The organism is Alistipes sp. D31t1_170403_E11 (assembly GCF_015553985.1).
Classification (GTDB): Bacteria; Bacteroidota; Bacteroidia; order Bacteroidales; family Rikenellaceae; genus Alistipes; species Alistipes montrealensis.
On the sequence record NZ_JADNHQ010000004.1, the window covers coordinates 261,729 to 282,564 of the forward strand.

Annotated in this window: 21 protein-coding genes and 2 tRNA genes; 8 read left to right on the plus strand and 15 right to left on the minus strand. The window is 50.0% G+C overall.

Annotation, left to right across the window (positions count from 1 at the left end):
- Positions 1–9: 9 nt before the first annotated feature.
- Positions 10–1,092, minus strand: coding sequence for an efflux RND transporter periplasmic adaptor subunit (locus I2E69_RS10400; RefSeq protein WP_195461147.1), 1,083 nt, complete (start codon positions 1,090–1,092; stop codon positions 10–12).
- A gap of 458 nt (positions 1,093–1,550) precedes the next feature.
- A tRNA-Val gene (locus I2E69_RS10405) sits at positions 1,551–1,625 on the minus strand.
- Positions 1,626–1,863: 238 nt separating this feature from the next.
- Here I2E69_RS10405 and I2E69_RS10410 point away from each other — a divergent pair.
- The 8 genes from I2E69_RS10410 (at position 1,864) to I2E69_RS10445 (ending at position 8,973) form a co-directional block, all read left to right on the plus strand.
- On the plus strand, positions 1,864–3,111 hold the full coding sequence (locus I2E69_RS10410; protein ID WP_195461148.1) for a site-specific integrase: 1,248 nt from the start codon (positions 1,864–1,866) through the stop codon (positions 3,109–3,111).
- Entirely contained in the window at positions 3,089–3,337 is a 249-nt protein-coding gene (locus tag I2E69_RS15460; RefSeq protein ID WP_195461149.1) for a helix-turn-helix domain-containing protein, read from the plus strand. Before I2E69_RS10410 ends, I2E69_RS15460 begins: the two co-directional genes overlap by 23 nt.
- Before the next feature lie 759 nt (positions 3,338–4,096).
- On the plus strand, positions 4,097–4,987 hold the full coding sequence (locus I2E69_RS10420) for a PD-(D/E)XK nuclease family protein (RefSeq protein WP_195461150.1): 891 nt from the start codon (positions 4,097–4,099) through the stop codon (positions 4,985–4,987).
- Complete coding sequence (locus I2E69_RS10425; RefSeq protein ID WP_195461151.1) at positions 4,959–5,561, plus strand: hypothetical protein; 603 nt, start codon at positions 4,959–4,961, stop codon at positions 5,559–5,561. The genes I2E69_RS10420 and I2E69_RS10425 overlap by 29 nt, the downstream gene beginning before the upstream one ends.
- 7 nt (positions 5,562–5,568) lie before the next feature.
- On the plus strand, positions 5,569–6,018 hold the full coding sequence (locus I2E69_RS10430; RefSeq protein WP_195461152.1) for a hypothetical protein: 450 nt from the start codon (positions 5,569–5,571) through the stop codon (positions 6,016–6,018).
- 242 nt (positions 6,019–6,260) lie between these two features.
- Entirely contained in the window at positions 6,261–7,262 is a 1,002-nt protein-coding gene (locus I2E69_RS10435) for a toll/interleukin-1 receptor domain-containing protein (protein WP_195461153.1), read from the plus strand.
- Positions 7,263–7,326: 64 nt separating this feature from the next.
- Positions 7,327–8,235, plus strand: coding sequence for a hypothetical protein (locus I2E69_RS10440; protein WP_195461154.1), 909 nt, complete (start codon positions 7,327–7,329; stop codon positions 8,233–8,235).
- A 33-nt stretch (positions 8,236–8,268) separates the two neighbouring features.
- Positions 8,269–8,973: a hypothetical protein gene (locus tag I2E69_RS10445; protein WP_195461155.1), complete on the plus strand. Its 705-nt coding sequence runs from the start codon at positions 8,269–8,271 to the stop codon at positions 8,971–8,973.
- Positions 8,974–9,014: 41 nt separating this feature from the next.
- Here the strand turns inward: I2E69_RS10445 and I2E69_RS10450 are convergent, their stop codons facing one another.
- The 13 genes from I2E69_RS10450 to I2E69_RS10510 all read right to left on the minus strand — a co-directional run bounded on the left by I2E69_RS10450 (position 9,015) and on the right by I2E69_RS10510 (position 20,833).
- On the minus strand, positions 9,015–9,488 hold the full coding sequence (locus I2E69_RS10450; protein ID WP_317191095.1) for a DUF6642 family protein: 474 nt from the start codon (positions 9,486–9,488) through the stop codon (positions 9,015–9,017).
- A complete protein-coding gene (locus I2E69_RS10455) occupies positions 9,485–10,387 on the minus strand; it encodes a tyrosine-type recombinase/integrase (protein ID WP_195461157.1) in 903 nt (300 codons plus the stop codon). Before I2E69_RS10455 ends, I2E69_RS10450 begins: the two co-directional genes overlap by 4 nt.
- Positions 10,388–10,562: 175 nt before the next feature.
- Positions 10,563–10,636: transfer RNA gene (locus I2E69_RS10460), tRNA-Arg, on the minus strand.
- A 125-nt stretch (positions 10,637–10,761) separates the two neighbouring features.
- On the minus strand, positions 10,762–11,823 hold the full coding sequence (locus I2E69_RS10465) for a TlpA disulfide reductase family protein (protein ID WP_195461158.1): 1,062 nt from the start codon (positions 11,821–11,823) through the stop codon (positions 10,762–10,764).
- Positions 11,824–11,833: 10 nt separating this feature from the next.
- Positions 11,834–12,898, minus strand: coding sequence for a TlpA disulfide reductase family protein (locus I2E69_RS10470; protein WP_195461159.1), 1,065 nt, complete (start codon positions 12,896–12,898; stop codon positions 11,834–11,836).
- Positions 12,899–12,923: 25 nt separating this feature from the next.
- The gene (gene ruvC, locus I2E69_RS10475; protein WP_195461327.1) at positions 12,924–13,514 is read right to left on the minus strand and encodes a crossover junction endodeoxyribonuclease RuvC; all 591 of its coding nucleotides are present in this window, start codon (positions 13,512–13,514) and stop codon (positions 12,924–12,926) included.
- 91 nt (positions 13,515–13,605) lie between these two features.
- On the minus strand, positions 13,606–14,664 hold the full coding sequence (locus I2E69_RS10480) for a TlpA disulfide reductase family protein (protein ID WP_195461160.1): 1,059 nt from the start codon (positions 14,662–14,664) through the stop codon (positions 13,606–13,608).
- 2 nt (positions 14,665–14,666) lie between these two features.
- The gene (gene lpxD / locus I2E69_RS10485; protein WP_195461161.1) at positions 14,667–15,707 is read right to left on the minus strand and encodes a UDP-3-O-(3-hydroxymyristoyl)glucosamine N-acyltransferase; all 1,041 of its coding nucleotides are present in this window, start codon (positions 15,705–15,707) and stop codon (positions 14,667–14,669) included.
- A 2-nt stretch (positions 15,708–15,709) separates the two neighbouring features.
- Complete coding sequence (gene coaD, locus I2E69_RS10490; RefSeq protein ID WP_195461162.1) at positions 15,710–16,180, minus strand: pantetheine-phosphate adenylyltransferase; 471 nt, start codon at positions 16,178–16,180, stop codon at positions 15,710–15,712.
- Between the two features lie 73 nt (positions 16,181–16,253).
- Positions 16,254–16,778: an RNA polymerase sigma-70 factor gene (locus I2E69_RS10495; RefSeq protein ID WP_317191096.1), complete on the minus strand. Its 525-nt coding sequence runs from the start codon at positions 16,776–16,778 to the stop codon at positions 16,254–16,256.
- 263 nt (positions 16,779–17,041) lie between these two features.
- Positions 17,042–18,103: a DUF1735 domain-containing protein gene (locus I2E69_RS10500; protein ID WP_195461163.1), complete on the minus strand. Its 1,062-nt coding sequence runs from the start codon at positions 18,101–18,103 to the stop codon at positions 17,042–17,044.
- A gap of 30 nt (positions 18,104–18,133) precedes the next feature.
- On the minus strand, positions 18,134–19,027 hold the full coding sequence (locus I2E69_RS10505) for an endonuclease/exonuclease/phosphatase family protein (protein WP_195461164.1): 894 nt from the start codon (positions 19,025–19,027) through the stop codon (positions 18,134–18,136).
- A 30-nt stretch (positions 19,028–19,057) separates the two neighbouring features.
- On the minus strand, positions 19,058–20,833 hold the full coding sequence (locus tag I2E69_RS10510; RefSeq protein WP_195461165.1) for a RagB/SusD family nutrient uptake outer membrane protein: 1,776 nt from the start codon (positions 20,831–20,833) through the stop codon (positions 19,058–19,060).
- Positions 20,834–20,836 lie beyond the last annotated feature (3 nt).

Below are 20,836 nucleotides of genomic sequence, written 5' to 3' on the forward strand. Positions count from 1 at the left end.
GCGGCGGGGTTATTCGACGGTGTCGAGTTTGACGGGAAGGCCTTCGCGCAACTGGAGCGTGCCGGAAGTGATGAGCGTGTCGCCGACGCTGAGTCCGTCGATGATCTGGATGCTCGAATCGGTCCGCAGCCCGGTCTTCACCTCGGCGGTGTGTGCTTTGCCTCCCTTGTAGAGGAATACTTTGTCGACGCCCATTTCCGGTACGAGGGCCTGGGTCGGGATGGCGATGGCGTCGGGAATTTCGTGCATGCGGATCTGCACTGTCGCAAAGCGTCCCGGCAGCAGCGTGCCCCGCGTGTTGGGGTAGTGGGCCCTGACAGCCAGCGTACGGGTGGCTACGTCGACCTTCGATTCGGTGGCGTAAACTGCGGCTTCGAACCGCTCCTGGCGTCCTTCGATGGTGAACGAGAGCCGTGTTCCGGCCTTGATCTGGTTGGCGTAGCGTTCCGGGACGAAGAAGTCGATCTTCAGGGGTGAAATCTTCGTGAGCTTGGCCACCACGACGCTGGGCGAGGCGTAAGCGCCTTCGCTGACGTTTCGAAGGCCGATCACGCCGTCGAACGGCGCGCGGAGTTCCGTGAGTGCGATGTTCGATTTCACGATGGCGATGTCGGCGTTGAGCATTGCCAGTTCCGTGCGGGCCTGTTCGTAGGCCTCCTGGCTGACGGCGTCTTTTTTGAGCAGGGCGCTCTGGCGGTAAACGCGGTCCTCGGCCAGCTTGAGCTGCGCTTCGTAACGCGAGAGCTGGGCCAGCAGCGGCAGGTCGTTTACCTTGGCCAGCAGTTCGCCTTTGCGGACGACGGTTCCTTCCTGGAAGTTGATCGCCACGATCTTGCCCGAGGTTTCGAACGACAGGTCTACCTCCTCGTCGGGCAGCAGGTTGCCCACCGTGGTGATGCCGTCGGTAAGCCGCTCGGGGCGGATGACGAGACCGTTGACGTTGAGTGTGTTCTGCCTGCGGGGGGCGATCGGCGCATCGGCGTCGGCCGACGATGCGGAACCTTTGTCGCCAAGCAGGTTATAGAGTCCCAATGCCAGGCAGAATACCACGAGAACAATGGCTGTGATGATCCATTTCTTTTTCTTATTCATTGCGAGAGTCAGGTTTTGCGTTGGAAAGTCGTATGCAAAGATACGATAAAAAGCGGTTTTGCCATCGGCTCCCGGTAGCAAAACGGGCTTCGGGACATAAAATTACGGCTCTTCATCCGATTATCCGGTCCCGGAGGGGTGAAACGGAAAAAATCGGAGGTGAAATAGCGCCGATCCCGGAATTTGAGGTGTATTCCGGCGCGGCGGTCCGCGAAAAAGCAGTCGCATAACCGCTTTTGCCATCATTCCGGAGAGGTGCTCGGAGCGGTTCGGGCGAATCGTTGTTAAACCGTATCTCGTATCGGGGACAATACGCCGGCATTGCTTCGCCTGTCGTGCTCATCGGGGACGGTTTGCACATGGGTTGAAACCAATCCCGGATTCCGCTGTAAAAACCGCCCGGACGCCCACGAATAAAAAACGACCTGCCATGTAGGCAAGTCGCTTGTTTTCATCGGTGGGAACATGCGGATTTGAACCGCAGACCTCCTGCTTGTCGAGCAGGCGCTCTAAACCAACTGAGCTATGCTCCCGTTACAAAAAAACCACCTGCATTGCTGTAAGTGGTTGATTTTAAGAGTGACACCGACAGTTGTGCATAATATTGCTTCGCAATTATACGAAAAAGTTTTTGAAAAAGCAAACGCCTAATTTTCAACGTCTAACCCGTTTGCAATTGTCAAAACTTTTTATATTATTTGTTGTCCTACGTGGTAAAATGTTTTACCTATGTTTTACCCGCTGTTTATGTTTCATTAAAATTATACAATTATGAGAACAGCTATTATTCTTCGTCAGGACAAAGCCAATCAAAAAGGAGTCTTGCCCGTGTGTATGCGAATTACGCACGAACGTCGTTCAATGTATGTAACATTGATCCGTGTAAAGCCAGAGAACTGGGATGCATCCCGGGGAATAGTGAAAAAATCCGACTTGCAGCATGAACGGCTCAATAATGAATTACGCAGGAGAATCGCAGAGGTTAACAAAGTCGTTGTATTGTGTGAAGCTATGGAGCCTGAGCGTGGAATCGATGCGGTACGTGATCGGTTGCATAAAAGAACAACGGCGGATATGTTCGATTATGCGCAGAATTATTTATCGCGTAAAGAAAATACGAGCGTCCGAACATATAATAAATGTCATTCCCATATTACGAAATTTAAGAAGTTTATCGGAAAAGACCAATTTTCGGTGAGCCATTTGACTTACGAACTTTTATTGCGATACGAAAACTATTTGCGGGAGGATTTGGGAAATTCGATTAATACCGTAACGACGAATATGAAGACGCTGAAAGAACTGACCGCGGAAATGTATGAGGAATTTCGTCTGGATATTCGCAATAATCCCTTTCGCAAATATAAAATGAAATCCACACCGACGGAGCGTCCCTGCTTGTCGGAACGGGAATATTTTCGTGTGCGCAATTTAAAATTGATTATGCAGGGGAAGTTATACGATGCGCGACAGTTATTCGTGTTTGAATCCGAAACGGGAATACGTATCAGCGATATTTTGAAATTGCGCTGGCAGAATTATGACGGGCATTATATACAGATCATTATGGATAAAACAGACCGTCAGCTTAAAATACCTGCGAGCGATCTTGTTAAAGAGATATGCGCCATGCGTGAAAGACGATATAGAACGGCAGGCGTTCCCGTTACGCCGGATGGTTTTATATTCCGGGGAATTTTGCCTTATGAATACGACAGCATGTCAAGGGCGGAAAAAGTCTGTGCGGAAAACTCCGCCGTGGCGCGAATCAATCTTGCATTGAAAAGAGTCGCCGTTTTAGCGCGTGTCAAGAAAAACCTATCGACACACATAGGAAGACATACCTTTGCGTCGCGGTTGGTTCGTTCGGGGCAGAATATGGTTGTAATTCGGGATTTACTCGGCCATGCCAGTATTCGCACGACGGAAATTTATGCGAAGATCATGCAGTCGCAGATGAATGATGCAATTGATGTATTGAATAAGTTGAATAATCATGGATACAAAAGAGCAGAATAGCAGAGATTGGGGTGATTTATTGCTCACTTCGCAACAAGTTGCGGACATTTTGCATGTCAGTTTGCGCACATTGCAGAAATACCGGGACGAAGGACGCCTTAATTACGTTCGTATCAGTCCACGGATAATTCGGTATTATCCGGAAGAAGTTGCCGCATTGATCCGGAAAAGTCATTGTTCGACGTGGTTGAAAGACAATTGCGCACGGTTGTTAAAACTTAAATAGATTACCCTTGTAATCGGGGATAATTCCGGAAAAAATGAGGTTGCACCATGCCAACCTCATTTTTGTATTTTATAAGGACCAAATTTTCGGGCTTTCAAAAGGCTATTTTGCAAAACGCACAAAAAGACGTTTAATTTATTCACATATAGTACATTATAGCGTTTTATTGAAATCAGGTTGCCCGTAGCAACCAGTAGAAAAAGGGGTAAAAAGGCGGTTGTGTTTCAGCGCGCATTTGAAATTAAATTTGCAGATACAGCTAATTTAAAACAGATTGCGGCAAGTAATTTAATGTGTGTATTTATCAATACGAAGTACATATATAAAGGCTATATAAATCCGTGTCAACCTAATTCGTAGGTAAGGGGTATGCAGGTAGCACAGCGAGCGGATGCGAATTACAGACCCCACCCCTTAAATTGGAATAAATTTCAAAATAGGTACGGGTAGTCTGTATAGGTAAGACCGGATTTTTGGAAATCCAGCCATTGTAATTTTTTCTTGCAGTCCCGCGGAAAATTTCTAACTTTGTTTTCGGAACCAATTAAAATTACAATAAACAGAGATATTTAAAATAACTGACATATATTAATATAAAGCGTTAGCTTTTATTCTTGCTTTCTGAAACTTAGGAAATTTCGAAGCGGTAAAGAGTAAAGTTAATGCTCACGTTGTATTCCAGCGTGGGCTTTACTCTATTTGACCGCAAAGGTATCCTAAGACCTCAGAAAGCAAATAACAGTTTAGTCCACGTTTTTTATGCCCACACCCAAACAATTCCATGAACTTACAGCGAAGCTGAAAATCCTTGTCGAAAAAGACAAGGAACAGCGAACCCTTGCGGATGCATCATTGATAAACAGCCAACTCGACGCCCTCGCAAAAATCAAAGCACTCTACCCGCATGAGGTTGATAAGAATTACAACAGATATGTTGCGCCCTTTTTAGATCGCTATGCTTTTCTGAAACGGCCGTCATGCTTAGCTATTATTAAAAAGCAGGCTTACGAGCCTGCGCATACATTATATCTCGCTCATCTGTTCGAATCCAACAAGGCTATTTTATCGGCATTAATAAAATCTGCGGAATGTTTATCCGGCAAAGACGAATTGTTACAACACATTCAAGCCTGTGAAACGTATCAGGTGAAAGCCGAAGAGCAGATCAAAGACTGCGGAAAAATTACGGGACGGATTCCCGATCTGACAATTACGGATGAACGGAACCGGTGGGTGTTAATTATCGAGAATAAAATCGAAAGTCGCTTTTCGGACGGACGTATCGGGAAAAATCAAATTGACGATTATCGGATTTATGCAGAACGGACATTCCCTGCATACGACAGGTATTATTTGACCGTCAGCTATTCGGACTGCAACCGAAAAGATGCATTGGATAACCAGTGGGGCTATTGCGATTACTGTTCCGTATTTAACGCGATTATCCAATGCGAACCGTTGGACCGTATTGCAGAAGATTATTTATCGGCTCTGATGCAGTTGTTATGCAACGGGCCGCACAAGCGGATACAAAAGCCGGATACGGAACGAATACCCCGACAATTAGTTAGCATATATCAGTTTTACACGAACGTAATCACCCAATTAAAAATATCGCCTTATGAACAAATTGACACGATTAACCAATGAATGTCTGGCAAATATGCCGATGCTTTCCGACGTTATTTGTCACACGACGAATATTATAGGAGAAATATTCGGATCGTATTATGACAAGGTTCAAGATCGGGTTCAACAATTTTTGAACGACAAGCCGGAATTGAAATATGAAATTGACTTCCGGAATTCCGAGCGACTAACAATCTCCTTATTCCCATATATAAAGGCAAAAGGCAGGAAACAAATGCCTCAGTTGTATAACGAGGTCGGAATCTATTCCTCATTGATATTTTACAATCAATTCCGGCGAAAGACTGTTAATGAATTTTCGGTGATAATCGGCTATGCAATGTCCGGCAACCAAGAAAATATCATTTACTTCAATTTAACTGTTGGAGAAATGAATCCCGATATATCCGTGTTCAACAAAATCACAACGAATATCGAAAAGGAGTTGATAGAAAAATGGGATATTCAAATCGAAGACAAAACGATCGAACTGCATATCGTTCCCGATCAAAATTTGACCGAGGAAACGATGGAGAACTGTTTCAATGATTTCATGGCACACATCTTAAATCCACTATTAACCGATCTAAATTAGAAACCCTATGAAAAGATTTATTCTTATCCTCCTTGCGCTTTTGGTAGTAGCTACCGGATTCGCACAACCCAAGAAAGTCAATCTCGACATTAAGGCATTGAAAGAACTTGTCGGTGTCGCTACCTATGAAAAGGTTGACAGTCTGCTCGGCTTTCAAACTACCCTTGAAAGCGGTGAAAAAGTTTTTCAGGGTATCAACGAATACGAGAAAATGCTTTTAGCGTATCGTTGCCGATTCAACGAGAAAAACATCCTGCAAAGTATAGAGTTTGTTTCCCGGTCATGTATGGGTTATGCAATCGACATGGCTGTCCATCGTATCAAACCCTATGCGTATGGAAAATATACAGGTGATTCACCCGATTTACGTCGGTACAGATGGGATGGTCGAGAAATTATCATTGATTTCGACGCTCAAACTGTAATAGTCTATAAGCCGAAGCCCGATGCCCGCTAAGAAGTTGGAGGGCTAACAATTCGACCTAACATTTTCAAATATTATAAAGGCGATCTTTCGGGATCGCTTTTATTGTTACTTTTCCAATGTTCTGTAATTACACTTATCAAACATTGAATCATCCGATTCTCTGGATTTATCTTAATTCTATAATACTAATTTCAATATGTTCTTTAAAGGACTTAGAGTTTTTCAAAAAAGATGCTTACTTTGTAATTTATTACTGATAGCAAAATAATTTTATGGATTCTTTTGATTTTATACAAGCCTTTGGGGCTTATTTAAAGCAAGATGAAGATCGAGCATATGTATATGCTGGTCAAAAGCCCAATGGGTTATTTATGTTAAGAACAAAGAATGCACATAAAAAATATGTATTCAAAGGTTATACAACAGAACAACCAGTAATCCCACTTAGATTATTGAATTTTATAGCCAAGACGCCTAAATTTAAAGGGCGTAAATTGGATAATTACATTTTTATTGGATACTCTTTTAGTATTTTATCATGTAAGCTACCTAAAACTAATAAAAATATTTCTTTAATTTTATTAGACACTAACCAGAGAAAAATTGATATTTATGGAGCTGTCAATCTTGAAGATGGCCTTTTGGAATCGGTCATAGAATTCTCTGAAGCTAATAATTTTGAGGTATCTTATGATTTTGAGGGCCAGATAAGTCGTAGTATCAATAAAAAATCTACTAAAAAGGAGGTTATTAAATCAGAACAAAGAGAAATACCTCCTAAGGTCTTTATTTCTTACTCATGGGACAGTGCAGAGCATAAATTATGGGTATTAAAACTCGTTTCAGAATTGATGCGAAATGGGATTGATGTTTTGATTGATGAATGGGACTTAGAAAAATACAAAAATGATCTCCAATTCTTTATGGAAGCCGGCATTAGAGGTGCCAACAAAGTTATTATGGTTTGTACTACAAATTACGCACAACGAGCAAACCAAAGAATCGGAGGAGTGGGGGTTGAAAATACTATCATCACAGGCGAATTTTATGATGAAATAAATGGAACTAAATTCATTCCCATTGTTAAATGCTCTAATGGTAATATTACATCATCATTACCGTCTTATTTAAGAACAAAATATTATATTGATTTTTCCAAGGAAGATCAATATATGGAGAAATTGGATGAATTAATTCGTAAAATTTTAGGCATCCCTAAATATAAAAAACCTGCGTTAGGAAAAATTCCAAGTCTAATTTCTGAGGAGATATAGATTTTGGTGATATTTTTTAGATTGAAACAGATTGAGTTAGTCGGGAGTATAGGAACATGCGTTTATGATTGACCGAATTAAATTCTATATTGACGATGTTGATATAGATACCGTAGAAAAAAGATTAGATTTGGCACCCATTGGTGTCGATAGATATGAAGCAGAAACCTATCTCTCGACCATAAAGAATTTAAAATTTAAATATGTTGGTCGGCGATTAATGGTTGAGGGATCATTGCACCGGTTTGCAAAAGGGAATAATTATTCTTTATTTACAATCAAAGAATCAATCGAAGCCATGCGGACCTTGGTGGATATTATCGGCATCCCTGCTGAGAAATATATTGTATCGAGTATCGAGATCGGAATTAATTTGCAAATGGCCTGCGAGCCGATGCGCTATATACAGATGGTGCATAGTTATTCCGGCAGACCATTTATTCCGATGACGCCGTTATCCGGAACGAGCCATTATGCAGGGGCAAAATGTCCTTTATCCGAATATACGTTGAAATGCTATGATAAGACATACGATGCAATTCGGAAAGGCCGTATTCCCGTTAAGAAACGTCATTTGATTCCGGAAAATATCTTACGTTTTGAAGTGATGCTGAAAAGGAAATATCTGCGGGCGCACGGGTTTCGGGATTTCAGAGGAACGGGGCTAATGAATTTTCATTATTACAGTATACTTAAACGGCAACTGAAAGATTTTTTTGAAAATGTATCGTTCCGAAATTTTTATCTGAAATATGACGAAATATCACAAGATGTCGTAAAAAGATATATCTTTGTAACATCTGCTGATTATCAACTTTATCTGGACTATTTAAAAAAACAGGTCGGAGAAGTTGAGTATCGAAAAGAGAAGCGTGCGACAATTAATTTTCTGAAAAGAATGGACGCGTATAAAACGGCGCGACTGGAACGGGAAATTAAATCCAAATTCGCAGAAACGCTTGCAGAACTCTAAATCAGAGAAAATGTAAATTTTTCTATCTCCAATATGTTGAAAAAAACAATAAATAGAATCAAAGAGTATTGGCCTTATATCATATTAGGTGTTTTTTTGATATTGAGTACATGGGCAATTTTATCAATTGGAATGAATTTAATACCGTTGATAGAAGTGAATGGTAATTATAATTTTAATAGTCTTAATATTGGTTTAGTGAATCTATCCTACAGTTATTGGGCTGGATGTATTTTTTATTTTCTTACGAGTGTATTCCCACGTAAGTTAGAGAAAAAACGCATCCTACCTGCTATAAAGTTAAAAAATCAAAACATAGGTAGAAAATTAGGTGATATTATTCTTGAATTCTCGCGAGAGACGAAGCATCCGAATTATTCGGATGTAAGTAATGAGGCTATTTGTAAAGAATTATTGGATAGTAAAGATTGGAATGATTTTATGCCGATGTTTATTCATTTATATAAGAAAAACATAAGATACATAGAATTTATTACGGACGTTGGAACCCAGATTTTTAAAGAAATCGATGAAATAATTAATGGATATAAATATTTCTTAACTATACAGCAAATATCTCTACTTGAAGAGTTACGAAATGATCCCTTCTTTTCTCGTGTAAATCGTTGGTCATTTATGAGCACCGATTTTAGCACTTCGGAACAGCGCAAATTTTTTATTGAAGAAATGTGTAAGATGATTCGTAAATATAATACATTGAAACAAACCTTCAAGTAAGAATTAACAAGATTCATATTCGATATATTTTACTATTTAAACTAATTTGTTTTTGACATCCACTCCATCTCCCACGCCGTAGCTTGAATAAAATCGACATCCTTGCTGTAACCTGCGAGGATGTCTGCTTTTGTACGGTGTAGGAAATCGTCGATATTCGCGCGTTTCGTGCGCATGGTGCTACAACTTCCGAAGTAAACGATCCGATGCGCTAAAAACCCCTCCAAAACGTCTGCAATCTCGCGTAACGTTACGAGGTCCCGCCCGATCTGTATTTTATTCGGTCTGCCATGAAAGGCAATGTATAAAATCGTATAATTCCGGTAACGCTCGAACGTGTATTGCCGCAGATATTCGAAGAACTCTTCCCGCGTGTTGCACTTGTGGTAAATGTATTTTATCCCTGCGGCATCCCGCAATATGTCGAGCATCGGGCGCACGCTTTGTTTGCACCGCGGGTTCGTTCTCCAATTTCCCTCCAAACAATAGATATTCCGGGGTGGTTGCTTCTTCATATCCGTATCTCTTTAAAGACCTCGTAAAACCGGGGCAAGTCCTGCTCGCGGATAATCTCGTCGTTATAAACTTCGAGCATCTGAATACTCCGGTGACGGCTGTATTTCGACACCATCAATAACTCCCCTTTATAGGATTTGATTAACTTGGTAATAAAGAAATGACGAAAGCCGTGCACGCTTCCGTCGATCTCCAATTCTGCGAATACCCGTTTTATGATCTCCCGGACCGATTTGGTCGTAAGCCTTTCGCCCCGGCAATGATTGCTGTCACTGCGGAACAGTGCGCCGCTTCGGAATCGGTAACAGTTCAGATATTCCCGCAGTACCCGGACCGTTGAGGGGTGCAAATGAATCGGCTCTTTATCGTCCCGGCCTTTGCCGCGGACAAATGCGGTTTTGTTCCGCAGGTCGATATCCCCGACATCCAACCGGACGACTTCGATCTGCCGAAGCCCTTGAAACAAAAAGAGAGCGACAAGCGCTCTCAATCTCAAATTTTGCGGGGTGGATGGTAAGTCGGAACAATACCGTTGTAACTTTCCGATGTCGGCATCCTGCAAGCCCTCTTTGCGGTGCAGTCGGCTCTGCGTGAATCCGCGAACATGATCCGTGATTTTCTGCGGAATCAAATTCAACCGATGCAACCCGTCCAAAAAGATTTTCGCCGCAATCAGGTATTTGTTCTTTGTCGAAACGCTGAACGTGTCGATTCGCGCTAAATGCCGCTTGTAATCCAAATAAGAATTGCGGTTGATGCCGTGTGTTTCCGCATACCGAATAAAATGCGTGATCCGCACCCGGTATTCGTTGCGTGTTGCATCCGTGACATCCAATGCGCCGAATACCTCGTTTTTCAGTAATTCCAACCGATTTGATCGAATAATCTCGTTTGTCATGTAGTTTTTAGTGATTTGCTACCGTAAAACTACAAAATAAATTCTATATTTGCAAATGCAAGTATTTGATAAATAGGTATTTAGAAGATAGTAAATGTTTTACCTATGTTTTACCCGGGGCAAAGAAAAACCGTCGCAAGTTATTAACTTACAACGGTTTACTGATGCGATTTTGTGACACCGACAGGACTCAAACCTGTAACCTTCTGATCCGTAGTCAGATGCTCTATTCAATTAAGCTACGGTGCCGAATTGCGATTGCAAATGTAGGGCAAAAATCCGAAACACGCAAATAATTGCTCAAAAAATTTAATAAAAATGATAATCCGGCCGGTTGTCAGAAACTCATCGGCCGGATTATCAGTCAGATGCCGTTATTTCATTAATTCCTCCAACCGGGCTTGCAATTGCTTGCCGGGAAGGTTTTTGGCGACGATCACGCCTTCGGGCGAGATCAGGAAGTTCGACGGGATGAAGTGGATGCCGTACATTTCGGCGGCGGGGCTTTGCTTGCCTCCGCCGGGCGACAGCACGTTCGTCCACGGAAGTTCGTTTTCGGAGACGAACTGCTGCCAGCGTGCCGTGTCGTGGTCGATCGATACGGCATAGATCACGAATCGGCGATCGCTGAATGCGTCGTAAACCTCTTTCAGATGCGGAATCTCGCGGCAGCAGGGACCGCACCACGTAGCCCAGAAGTCGAGCAGCACCCAGCGGCCGGGACCGACGAGCGACGAGAGTGTCACTGTCTCCCCGGCAGCGTTTTTCAGTGCGAGGTCCATGTAGGGCTGGCCGACGGACGAACGCTCGATGGCTTCGATCTGCCGCCGCACACTCTCCAGCACGGGGTGGTGCTGCAATTCGTCGGGGAATTGCGCAAGCCGTTCCCGGGCCTTTGCTGGGTCCGCATCGGCGCGCCGGGAGTAGAGGAATGCGCCCAGCAGGTTGTCGCGGTTGGCTTCGAGCGCATCGCCGGGAATCTGGCGGTAAATCCGACTCAGCGAGTCGAGACGCTGCTTCCGTTCGGGAGTGTCCGGTTCATTTTCCATCGCCTGCATGATGTTGCCGAGCGATACCTGGGCGGCGTTCATGGCGTTGAACGCATCGTTGAGCGGTGTTCCGGTGAACTGCCAGTTGCGTACGTCCCCTGTCGGTTCGAGCCGGATGTCAGCGGCTTCGAGCAGGATCGGGGCCCCGATGCGGCGGTCGTTGTGCATCAGGTTGGCGATCGTCGGTTCGGCGACGTATCCGCGGATGCGGAATGTGCTGTCGCTGCGTACGACCGTAACAGCCAGCACCGAGTCGTTCTCGTAGGGCGAGCACAGGCGAAGCGTGTCGCCCGGGGCGAGGCCGGCTTTGCCCGAAAGGGTGTAGTTGGGGCCTCCGCAGCCGGATAGCGCCGCTGCGGCGAGGATTGTCGGGAAAATTCTGTTCATCGGAAAGTCTTTATTTGAATACTTCAGCGAGTTTTTCTTCGAGATGTTCGCCGCGCAGGTCTTTCGCTACGATTATGCCTTCGGGTGAGATCAGGAAGTTTGAGGGGATGGAGCTGATGTTGTAGATTGCGGTGGGATCGAATCCTCCGCCTTTTTCCTTCGCTACATTGATCCAGTTCAAGCCTTTGTCTTCGACAACTTTTCTCCATTTGGTCAGGTCCTTGTCGAGCGATACGCCGTAAATTTCGAATCCTTTTCCCTTATAGGCTTCGTATGCCTTTTTCAGATGGGGAACCTCCTGCATGCAGGGTTGACACCAAGTGGCCCAAAAGTCGAGCAGCACCCAGCGGCCGGGACCTACGAGCGATGAAAGCGCAATGGTCTCACCGGCGGCGTTTTTACAGGAAAAATCGGTATAGGGATAGCCGACGGTATTATGGGGTTGGCTGACGGCGCTCTGTGCGGTGGCTTGGGAGGCTTCTATCGATTTTTTCAACATCGGGTGCGCCTGCATTTCAGGGGTAAATTGCGCCAGCCGGGTTTTGGCTTTTTCGGGATCGTTTTTGATCTCCTGGTATTCGTAATTATTGAAAATGTAAACTCCGAAAACGTTGTCGAGATTGGCATCCACAGTTTGGGTGTAGAGCGCACTGCACTCGGCCAAAATCTCTTCGAACGGTTGTCCGCCTTTTTTGACCTTTTCTCCAATGACTTTCATTTTATCTTCGAAGGCCGTTTTTTTGTCGTTGAGAGGGGTTCCCGTAACCGGATAATAACCGAGGCTGCTGTCGTATGCTCCGATTCGAATGTTGCCTGGCTCCAGAAAGAAAAAGGCGGGACGGTTAGTTTGGCTCCGGTTGGCCAGGAAAACCATTTCCGGGGTTGTAACGGTCCCTTTCAGCGAAACGGTTGTGTCGGCGTCCACGATGCCCGCGGCGAGCACCGTGTTGTCGGAAGCCCGCAGATAGACCGAGTCGCCCGGAGGCAGTTCGTAGCGGCCTATGATGGTGTAACTTGCGCCTCCGCAACTGCATAGCAGGGCGGTGGCGAGGGCAGCGGTCAGAAGGTTTTTCATGATGGCAGGTAGTTTTGGATTGGTTTTATTTGATCTCCCGGTCGGGATTCTTTTTCAGGAATTGCTCCCAGCTTTGCGAACCGCCTTTCGAGGCCGCTTTTTTGCCGCCTCCGAGCCCCTTCACGCGCTCGCTGCCCAGCGCGGCATTGAGCGGGCTCGCCGTGGTGAAGTAGTGGCACAGGGCGACAGCCATGCCGTCGGTGGCGTCGAGCCGTTTGGGCGGCTGGTCGATGGTGAGCGTGCGGCAGACGATGGAGGCCACTTGCTCCTTGGCGGCCGATCCGCGGCCCGTGATCGACTGTTTGATGCGCATCGGGGCGTATTCGAATACGTCGATGCCGCGGCTCAGCGCCGCCGCCATCGCCACGCCCTGGGCCCGGCCCAGTTTGAGCATCGACTGCACGTTCTCGCCGAAGAACGGCGACTCCAGTGCCACTTCCCGCGGGGCGTACTCGTCCACCAGTGCTCCCACACGTTCGAAAATATAGCGCAGTTTGGCGTAGGGGTCGGGGAGTTTGTGCAGGTCGATGTCGCCCAGCACTACCGAGCGCACGGTGCGGCCCTCGACCTCCAATACGCCGTAACCCATGTAGTTCGTGCCGGGGTCGATGCCCATGATGCGGTATGAATCGGTCTTTGCCATCTGTCGAATTAAAAGCCCCTCCCTCCCGATGGAACGGAACGGAGGGGCCGGATTGTCTGAAGGTTTACTGGGCCAGCAGCTCCGATACTTTCTCGTAGAGCGTCTCGCCGCGCAGGTTTTTGGCGACGATCGTGCCCTGGGCGTCGATCAGAAAGTTCGACGGAATGCCCTGGATGGCGTAATCCTTTGCGGCCTGGTTGTCGAAGCCTTTCACCTCGCTGACGTGCAGCCAGTTCATGCCGTTCTGGTCGACGGCGGCCAGCCATTTTTCGCGGTTCTGGTCGAACGATACGCCGTAAATTTCGAAACCCTTCGGGTGGAATTCGTCGTAAGTCTTCTTCAGGTGGGGAACCTCGCCCATGCAGGGGCCGCACCACGAAGCCCAGAAGTCGAGCAGGACATATTTGTTCGCCGGATTCTTAACCGCCGATTCGAGCGATACCTGCTCGCCGGCGGCATCGGGCTGCACGATGTCGATGAACGGCTGGCCGATGTCGGTCTTTATCTTCTGTTCGGCGTTCTCCTTGAGTTTCACGAGTACGGTGTTCTGCTGCATGGCTGCCGGGAATTTGGCGATCTCGTCGAGCAGTTCCTGTCCCGAGAGTTCGTAGCCCAACTGCTGTGCGAGGAGCATGGCCCCGAAAAGGTTTTCGCGGTTCTGCTCCATGACCGTACGGGTCAGCTGGTTGTATTCCTCTTCGATGGCATCGCGGCGCTCGGCGGAAGTTTCCGGGTTGCGGAACTCCTGGACGAGTGCGTTGCCGGCCGCCGCATAGGCGTCGCTGGCGTCGTTGGCGGGAGTGCCCTTCACCTGCTTGCGATAGGGATTCTCCGCGTTGTCGGCTACGGTGATCGTGCCCGGTTCGAGGATCAGCATCGCGCCGAACGTGGCTCCGTCGTCGCGTGCGTCGCGCAGGATGGCTACCTGCGGATTCTCAGCGATGCCTTCGATGCGGAATGCCCCGTTCGCGACGGTTGCCGAGTCGAGTATATTGTCCTCCTCGTCGAAGAGGTAGACCATGCCGTTGGCTCCTTCGACCTTACCTTCGATGGCATACTTGCTTTTGTTGCCGCAACTGCACAGCGCGACGGCTGCTGCTGCGAGGATCAGGATTTTTTTCATCGCTATTGTTTGTTTTTGAGTTCTGCGAGTTGTTTTTCCAGGTCGCGGACCTGCTGCGCCAATTCGGGCAGGCGTTTGAAAACAGCCGATGCGCGGTGGTACTGAAGCCCCGGCAGTGCGGGATAGCCCATGCGTACCTGGTCGTCGGGAACGTTCTTGTCGATGCCGCTCTTGGAGGCGATCTTTACGCGGTCGCCGATCGTCACGTGGTCGGCGACGCCCACCTGTCCTGCCAGGAAGCAGTTGCTGCCGACTTTCGAAGTCCCGGCAATGCCGGTCTGTGCCGACGATACGGTGTTTTCGCCGATCTGGACGTTGTGTCCGATCTGGATCAGGTTGTCGAGTTTCACGCCGCGGCGGATGACGGTCGAGTCGGTTTTGGCGCGGTCGATGCAGGTGTTTGCGCCGATCTCCACGTCGTCTTCGATCACCACGTTGCCCAACTGGGGAATCTTGTCGAATCCACCCGACGGATTGGGCATGAAGCCGAATCCGTCGGCGCCGATCACCGCCCCTGCGTGCAGGATACAGTTGTTGCCGACGACGCAGCCTTCGTAGACCTTGACGCCGGGGTAGAGCGTGGTGTTGTCGCCGACTTTCGCGCCGCGTCCCAGGTAGACCTGCGGATAAATCTGGCAGCCTTTGCCGATCGTGACGCCCTCTTCGACGACCGTGAAATCGCCGATGTAGCACTCCGCGCCGACCTGTGCCTTTTCGGCAACCGATGCGCGGTCGCTGATTCCCGTGCGGCGGGGTTTCGCGGCGTTGTACATCTCGAGCAGTTTCAGGATGCAGGCGCCTGCGTCGTCCACCTTGATGAGCGTCGCGGCCACGGGTTGCGCGGGAGTGAACGAACGGTTGACGAGTACGATCGACGCTTCCGTGGTGTAGAGGAAAGGTTCGTATTTGGGATTCGTGAGGTAGGCCAGCGAACCGGCCTTGCCTTCCTCGATCGAGGAGACGGTGTGTACCTTGGCGTCCTTGTTGCCGACAACGTCGCCGCCTAAGAATCCGGCGATCATTTCGGCTGTAAATTCCATCATAATTACAGGTATTTGTTAATATCTATTCCTATGGGCATGAACTCTTCCACGTTGCGTCCGAACGAGAGCACCTCGCGCACGGTCGACGACGAAATGTCGGCCACGGGCGAGGGGGTAAACAGCATGACGGTCGTGATCTCGGGATAAATCCGGTGGTTGGTGGCCTCCATCGTGCGCTCGTACTCGAAGTCGGTGGTGTTCCTCACGCCGCGGATGATGGCGCAGGCTCCCGTTTCCTCGGCGAATTCACCGGTCAATCCGGTGTAGACGAGCGCTTCGACACGCGGCTCGTCGCGGTAGATGTCGTCGATGAGCCGCTTGCGGTTTTCGACGGTCAGCAGTCCTTGTTTGGAGGTATTGTTGCCGATGCCGATTACCACACGGTCGAAAAGATTCAGCGCTTCGTCCACCAATGCCGCATGGCCGCGCGTGAAGGGGTCGAACGACCCGGGGAAGATTGCAGTGCGTTCCATATCGGACAAAGGTAGAAAAAAAACGGAAAAGCCGCACGTTTTCCGTTTTTTATTCATTGCGGGGTGCAGCGGGTCATTCCTTGTGGAGCAATCTGCGCAGACGCCGCAGCGCCTTGCTCATCTGCGCTTCGACGGTCTTGACGGAAATTTGCATTTCGGCGGCTATTTCGGCGTTCGAGAGTTGTTCCCGGCGGCTTTTGAGGAAGATGTCGCGGCAGCGGTCGGGCAGTTGGGAGACGGCTTCGGCCACGAGTTCCATGATCTCGTCGGTCTCGATCCGCAATTCGTCGGGACCGGCGAAAATCTCCCCCAGTTCATCGAACGGAATGTAGGAAAAACGATCGTCGCGCAGGCGGTTGAGCGCACGGTTGCGCACGGCGCGGAACAGGTAGGCGCGCACCGAAACGGTGATCTGCAACTCTGCGGCGTGCTGCCAGAGATAGGTATAGACATCGAGCACGACCTCTTCGGCCGATGTACGGTCGCGGAGCCAGAATTCGGCAAAGCGGCACAACGGCGCATAGTGGCGGTCGAACAACTCCCGGAAGGCGGTGATTTCCCCCCCCCCGTCTGAGTTGCAGCCATAGGGCCATATCACGTTCGTTGTCTGACATGTGCGGGTCTTTATTGCATATATCGGTACATAAAGATAATGAATCTTGGCGATATAAAACAGTTTTACGTATGCCCGGCTGTTGCAAGACAGCGGTTTTTCCGGTCCGGGGCCCGCTTTGTCCGGCATCCCGGCGTCCGCTCGGGCACGACATCCTGTTTCGTTCCGGGGCCTGCCCGGAGTCGGGTTGGCCGGAAATGACAAAAGCCTGCGGGATCATTCCCGCAGGCTTTTGGTAAGAACGCGGATTATTCGAGCAGTTCGTTATTGCCCCATACGTTCAGTTCAGCGATGCACCAGCCCCGGAAAGTCGGGTTGTAGGTCTTGTTCGTATAGCTGATATTGATACGGAAGCGGATATAACGAGCGTGCTGGTAATCTTCGAGCATCGGGTCGATAACCACGGCAAGCGGATCCAGCGGAGTCTCGGGATCGGTCCTGTAGTCGCGATACTCCTGCCGGTAGGTCCAGTTCTGGTCGTTCTCGGCGCCCAGACCGTCGCCGGTGATCGTCTTGGCGGTCCAGACTTCGAGGTGGGCGATTCCGTAGCGGGCGCCGGCCTCGGGGTTGCCCGTGGTCATGTAGCGCTGCGAGAACTGGAGACCGCGCACGGTCACCTCGCGCCCCAGGTCGAGGACGAAGTCGTAGGGCGGATTGGCCTGTTCTTCGTCGGCGTTGCAGTAACCGAACGTGTTGATGTCCTCGTCGAACATCTTGTTGACCTCATAGCCGGGTTTCGCCTTGGGCGAGGCCAGCAGTTTCCAGTTGTTGCGGTCGAGCAGCATGGGAGCGGGCGGTCCCGGTTTGACGGTCTTGTTGAAGAGGATGTAATGGACGTTGCCGGTCTCCGAGATCGTGGCCCGCGGATCGCCTTTGATCGAGTCGATGGCGATCGGCAGCAGGTAGGCCTCCTCGTCGGGCATGCGCAGGCTCTGCAACTCCACCTTTATCGTCGTCGAAAGCGTATTGTAGCGGGGCAGCATCACCTCGTCGGTCGAGAACGTATAGGCATCCGACGGGCAGAGCTTGTAGGACGTTCCGTGAGCCTTGTTGTAGACGTCGACCAGCTCGGGAGCGGTCTTGAGCACTACGGTGACATAGTTGCCGCTGATCTGCTCGGCGGCGACACGGATGTTGACGGTTTGCTTCTTGGGGCTTTCCAGCGAAATCACCTGTGCGTCGGTCGAATAGGCGTTCTGAATACCCAGTACGGCAGCTTCCTTTACCACCGGTCCGTCGTCGTCCTTGCAGCCGACCAATGCGACGAGCAGGGCGGCCGTAAGGGTGAGGAGTTTTGTATGTCGTGTCATAATCGGTTGGTTTTAGGGTTCGTGTCCGTGTTAGAATTTGACGTCGACCATTACGGGGATGTGGTCCGATGCCTGCTTGATGTCGCCCTTGCGGAACGAGTTCATGATCTTGGTGCTGATCACCTCGCACTTGGCGTCGTTGCCTTTCCACAGCATGATGTAGTCGATACACTTGTTCGGCTTCTGCGAAGAGTGGGTGAAGTCGTTCTCCCCGTGAGGACTCAGCACCTTCCATTCCTCCTTCAGTTTGGTCAGCGTAGTGGTTTCGGGACGGGCGTTGAAGTCGCCGCCCAGGAAGACCGGCTTCTTCGACGCGGCGAACTCCTGCTCGATGGCCTTGTTGATCTGTGCTACCTGCTCCAGCTGCGAGCGCGACGATACGTGGTCGAGGTGGGTCGTTGCGAATACGTATTTCTCAAACTCGGCGACCACCATCACGCGCGGCTCGGCTCCGTCGCCCTTGGGCAGTGCAACGGAGAACGTCCGGATGGGTTTCTCGTGGCAGACGATGCCGTCGCCATAGGCGCCGCCCTGGTAGGCCATGGCGCGGAAGAAGCTGTAATTCCAGTCCTCTCCCATCAGTTCGGCGAACTTCTTGAGTTGGAAGACGCGCATCGTGCGCACCGTGCAGCTGTCCAGTTCGCTGATACCCACGAGGTCGGCCTTGGCTTCGGTCATCATGTCGGCGACCATCTGGTAGCTGTCGGTGTATTTGGAGAAGATGCCGACGTTGTAGCTCACCAGGCGCGTCGTACCCTCGTTTTTCGGGTAGTAGTCCACATCCGGCTTCTCGCCTTCGCCGGGTTTCAGGTGGGGCGGGATTTCGGTTTCGTCGAACGGTTTGTCGCTGCTGCATGCCGTTACCTTGCAGCTGAGTCCGAGCAGCAGCAGGATTGTCAGGTATTTTTTGATCGTATGTTTCATTTTTGTCGTGTTTTAAAGTTATCTGTTTAATCAGAGGTCCAGCCCGTCGTTCCAGCCGGGGTTTTGCGTCAGGGCGCCGCCGGTCAGCGAGCGGTCGTTGGTCGGGATCGGGTAGAGGTAGTCCCGAGCCTCGTTCCATTCGCCCGGATTGTTCTTGTGGGGGGCGATATAGCCGTAGCTGCCCTCCGAAAGATAGATGTCCTGGTCAATCTCCATCACCAGCGGAGCTTTGGTCGAGGGGGTCTCGCCTTTGCTCTTGAGGTAAATGTCGGGTGTTCCGTCGCCGTCGAGGTCGTACTCCTTGGTTCCCTCGGGGATGTAGATGCCGCGCAGCGGCTGGGTGAAGGTCTTACCCTCTTTCCAGCGGATGATATCGTAATAGCGGTGTCCCTCCTGCAGAAGCTCGATGCTGCGTTCGCGGCGGATTTCGAGAATGACGCCCTTGTTGGCTCCGCTGACGTTCGGATAGCCCGTCTCTGCGGATGACAGGTAGGGGTCGGGGTTGGCGTTGGCGTCGTCCATATCGAGGTTGGGCATGCCTACACGGTCGCGCAGCTTCTTGATCGTCAGGTCGATGTCATTCTGCGTCAGGGTTCCGATTTCGGCCTTGGCCTCGGCGTAGTTGAGGTAAACCTCGGCCGAGCGGATGATCGGAAGGTCGGTGTACGAGAGGTTGTAGCCGTCGGACTCGAAGTTGGTCGGGGCGACGAACTTGATGGGCTGGTATCCCGTCATGCAGGTCGACAGGCTCGGCACTTCCTTTTTCGTCGAACCGATACGCGTGTATCCCGGTGTGCGGATCGACTGTTCGAGGCGTGGATCGCGGTTGGTGCACTGATCCTTGAACTCCATCGTCTGCCAGCCCTGGCGGTCGGTGAAGCGCGAACCGTCGGCCATCAGGTAGCTGTCGACGATCTTGCGGGTTATGCCCGGGCGGCCGTACGAAGTGTTCAGCGAGTAGAACGTACTGTTGTGGAATACACTGAGGCTCCTGCTGTAATCGCGGGCGAGCACGACCTCGATGCCTTGCGCCTCCTCCGATACGAACAGGTCGCGGTAGGCCTCCTTGGTGCCACTTTCGGTGTAGAGACCGTAACCGCTGTTGCTGATGAACTCTTCGGCGGCAGCGGCGGCCTGTTCGAGATACCATTTCCAGTCGTGCTCGTAGCCGTCGATTTTGTGGTATTTGCGGAAGGTTCCCTCGAAGAGGCAGAACCGCGATTTGAGAGCCAGGGCCGTCCACTTCGTTATGCGGTAGAGGTCGCGTTTGGTGGAGAGGTGGGCGATGGCGTAATCGATGTCCTCGATCATGCGCTGCATGACGAATTCGCGCGGGTCGCGCGGGCGCTTGAGCTCGGGATCGGCCGAACCGAGGGGCTTGGCATACCAGGGCACATCGCCGAAGCGTTTCACCTTCTCGAAGTAGAAGTAGGCGCGGAAGAAGCGGGCCAGGGCGTCGTAGCGCGTCCGGACCTCGGTGTCCTTGCAGTTGACCGAATATTCGAGCAGCGTGTTGATGTCGCGCAGGCCGGTCCAGGTCCAGCCGCCGCCCGATGCCGGGATCGTGCGGCCGCCGCGCATCTCCTGGGGCAGGTCGCTGTGGATCAGGTTGTCCCAGTACTCGTTGTAGAGTCCGTCGCTCGGGAACGCCGTATAGAATTTGTTGCTGAAGGCCTGCAATTCGTTTTCGTTCGAGAAGAAGGTCTCGGGCGACATCTTCGACAGCGGGTATTTGTCGAGCCAGTCCTCGCACGACGAAAGCGTCAGGGCACAGCTCGCGATCAGTATCAATGGAATCTTTTTCATTCT

Excerpts from the sequence above, each read along its gene's own strand:
- I2E69_RS10500 (WP_195461163.1), bottom strand. The coding sequence starts at position 18,103 with ATGACACGACATACAAAACTCCTCACCCTTACGGCCGCCCTGCTCGTC.
- I2E69_RS10435 (WP_195461153.1), top strand. The coding sequence starts at position 6,261 with ATGGATTCTTTTGATTTTATACAAGCCTTTGGGGCTTATTTAAAGCAA.
- I2E69_RS10510 (WP_195461165.1), bottom strand. The coding sequence starts at position 20,833 with ATGAAAAAGATTCCATTGATACTGATCGCGAGCTGTGCCCTGACGCTT.
- I2E69_RS10505 (WP_195461164.1), bottom strand. The coding sequence starts at position 19,027 with ATGAAACATACGATCAAAAAATACCTGACAATCCTGCTGCTGCTCGGA.
- I2E69_RS10430 (WP_195461152.1), top strand. The coding sequence starts at position 5,569 with ATGAAAAGATTTATTCTTATCCTCCTTGCGCTTTTGGTAGTAGCTACC.
- I2E69_RS10420 (WP_195461150.1), top strand. The coding sequence starts at position 4,097 with ATGCCCACACCCAAACAATTCCATGAACTTACAGCGAAGCTGAAAATC.
- I2E69_RS10455 (WP_195461157.1), bottom strand. The coding sequence starts at position 10,387 with ATGACAAACGAGATTATTCGATCAAATCGGTTGGAATTACTGAAAAAC.
- I2E69_RS10480 (WP_195461160.1), bottom strand. The coding sequence starts at position 14,664 with ATGAAAAAAATCCTGATCCTCGCAGCAGCAGCCGTCGCGCTGTGCAGT.
- I2E69_RS10440 (WP_195461154.1), top strand. The coding sequence starts at position 7,327 with ATGATTGACCGAATTAAATTCTATATTGACGATGTTGATATAGATACC.
- I2E69_RS10425 (WP_195461151.1), top strand. The coding sequence starts at position 4,959 with ATGAACAAATTGACACGATTAACCAATGAATGTCTGGCAAATATGCCG.
- coaD (WP_195461162.1), bottom strand. The coding sequence starts at position 16,180 with ATGGAACGCACTGCAATCTTCCCCGGGTCGTTCGACCCCTTCACGCGC.
- lpxD (WP_195461161.1), bottom strand. The coding sequence starts at position 15,707 with ATGATGGAATTTACAGCCGAAATGATCGCCGGATTCTTAGGCGGCGAC.
- ruvC (WP_195461327.1), bottom strand. The coding sequence starts at position 13,514 with ATGGGCATCGACCCCGGCACGAACTACATGGGTTACGGCGTATTGGAG.
- I2E69_RS10410 (WP_195461148.1), top strand. The coding sequence starts at position 1,864 with ATGAGAACAGCTATTATTCTTCGTCAGGACAAAGCCAATCAAAAAGGA.
- I2E69_RS10400 (WP_195461147.1), bottom strand. The coding sequence starts at position 1,092 with ATGAATAAGAAAAAGAAATGGATCATCACAGCCATTGTTCTCGTGGTA.
- I2E69_RS10470 (WP_195461159.1), bottom strand. The coding sequence starts at position 12,898 with ATGAAAAACCTTCTGACCGCTGCCCTCGCCACCGCCCTGCTATGCAGT.
- I2E69_RS10450 (WP_317191095.1), bottom strand. The coding sequence starts at position 9,488 with ATGAAGAAGCAACCACCCCGGAATATCTATTGTTTGGAGGGAAATTGG.
- I2E69_RS10465 (WP_195461158.1), bottom strand. The coding sequence starts at position 11,823 with ATGAACAGAATTTTCCCGACAATCCTCGCCGCAGCGGCGCTATCCGGC.
- I2E69_RS15460 (WP_195461149.1), top strand. The coding sequence starts at position 3,089 with ATGGATACAAAAGAGCAGAATAGCAGAGATTGGGGTGATTTATTGCTC.
- I2E69_RS10445 (WP_195461155.1), top strand. The coding sequence starts at position 8,269 with ATGTTGAAAAAAACAATAAATAGAATCAAAGAGTATTGGCCTTATATC.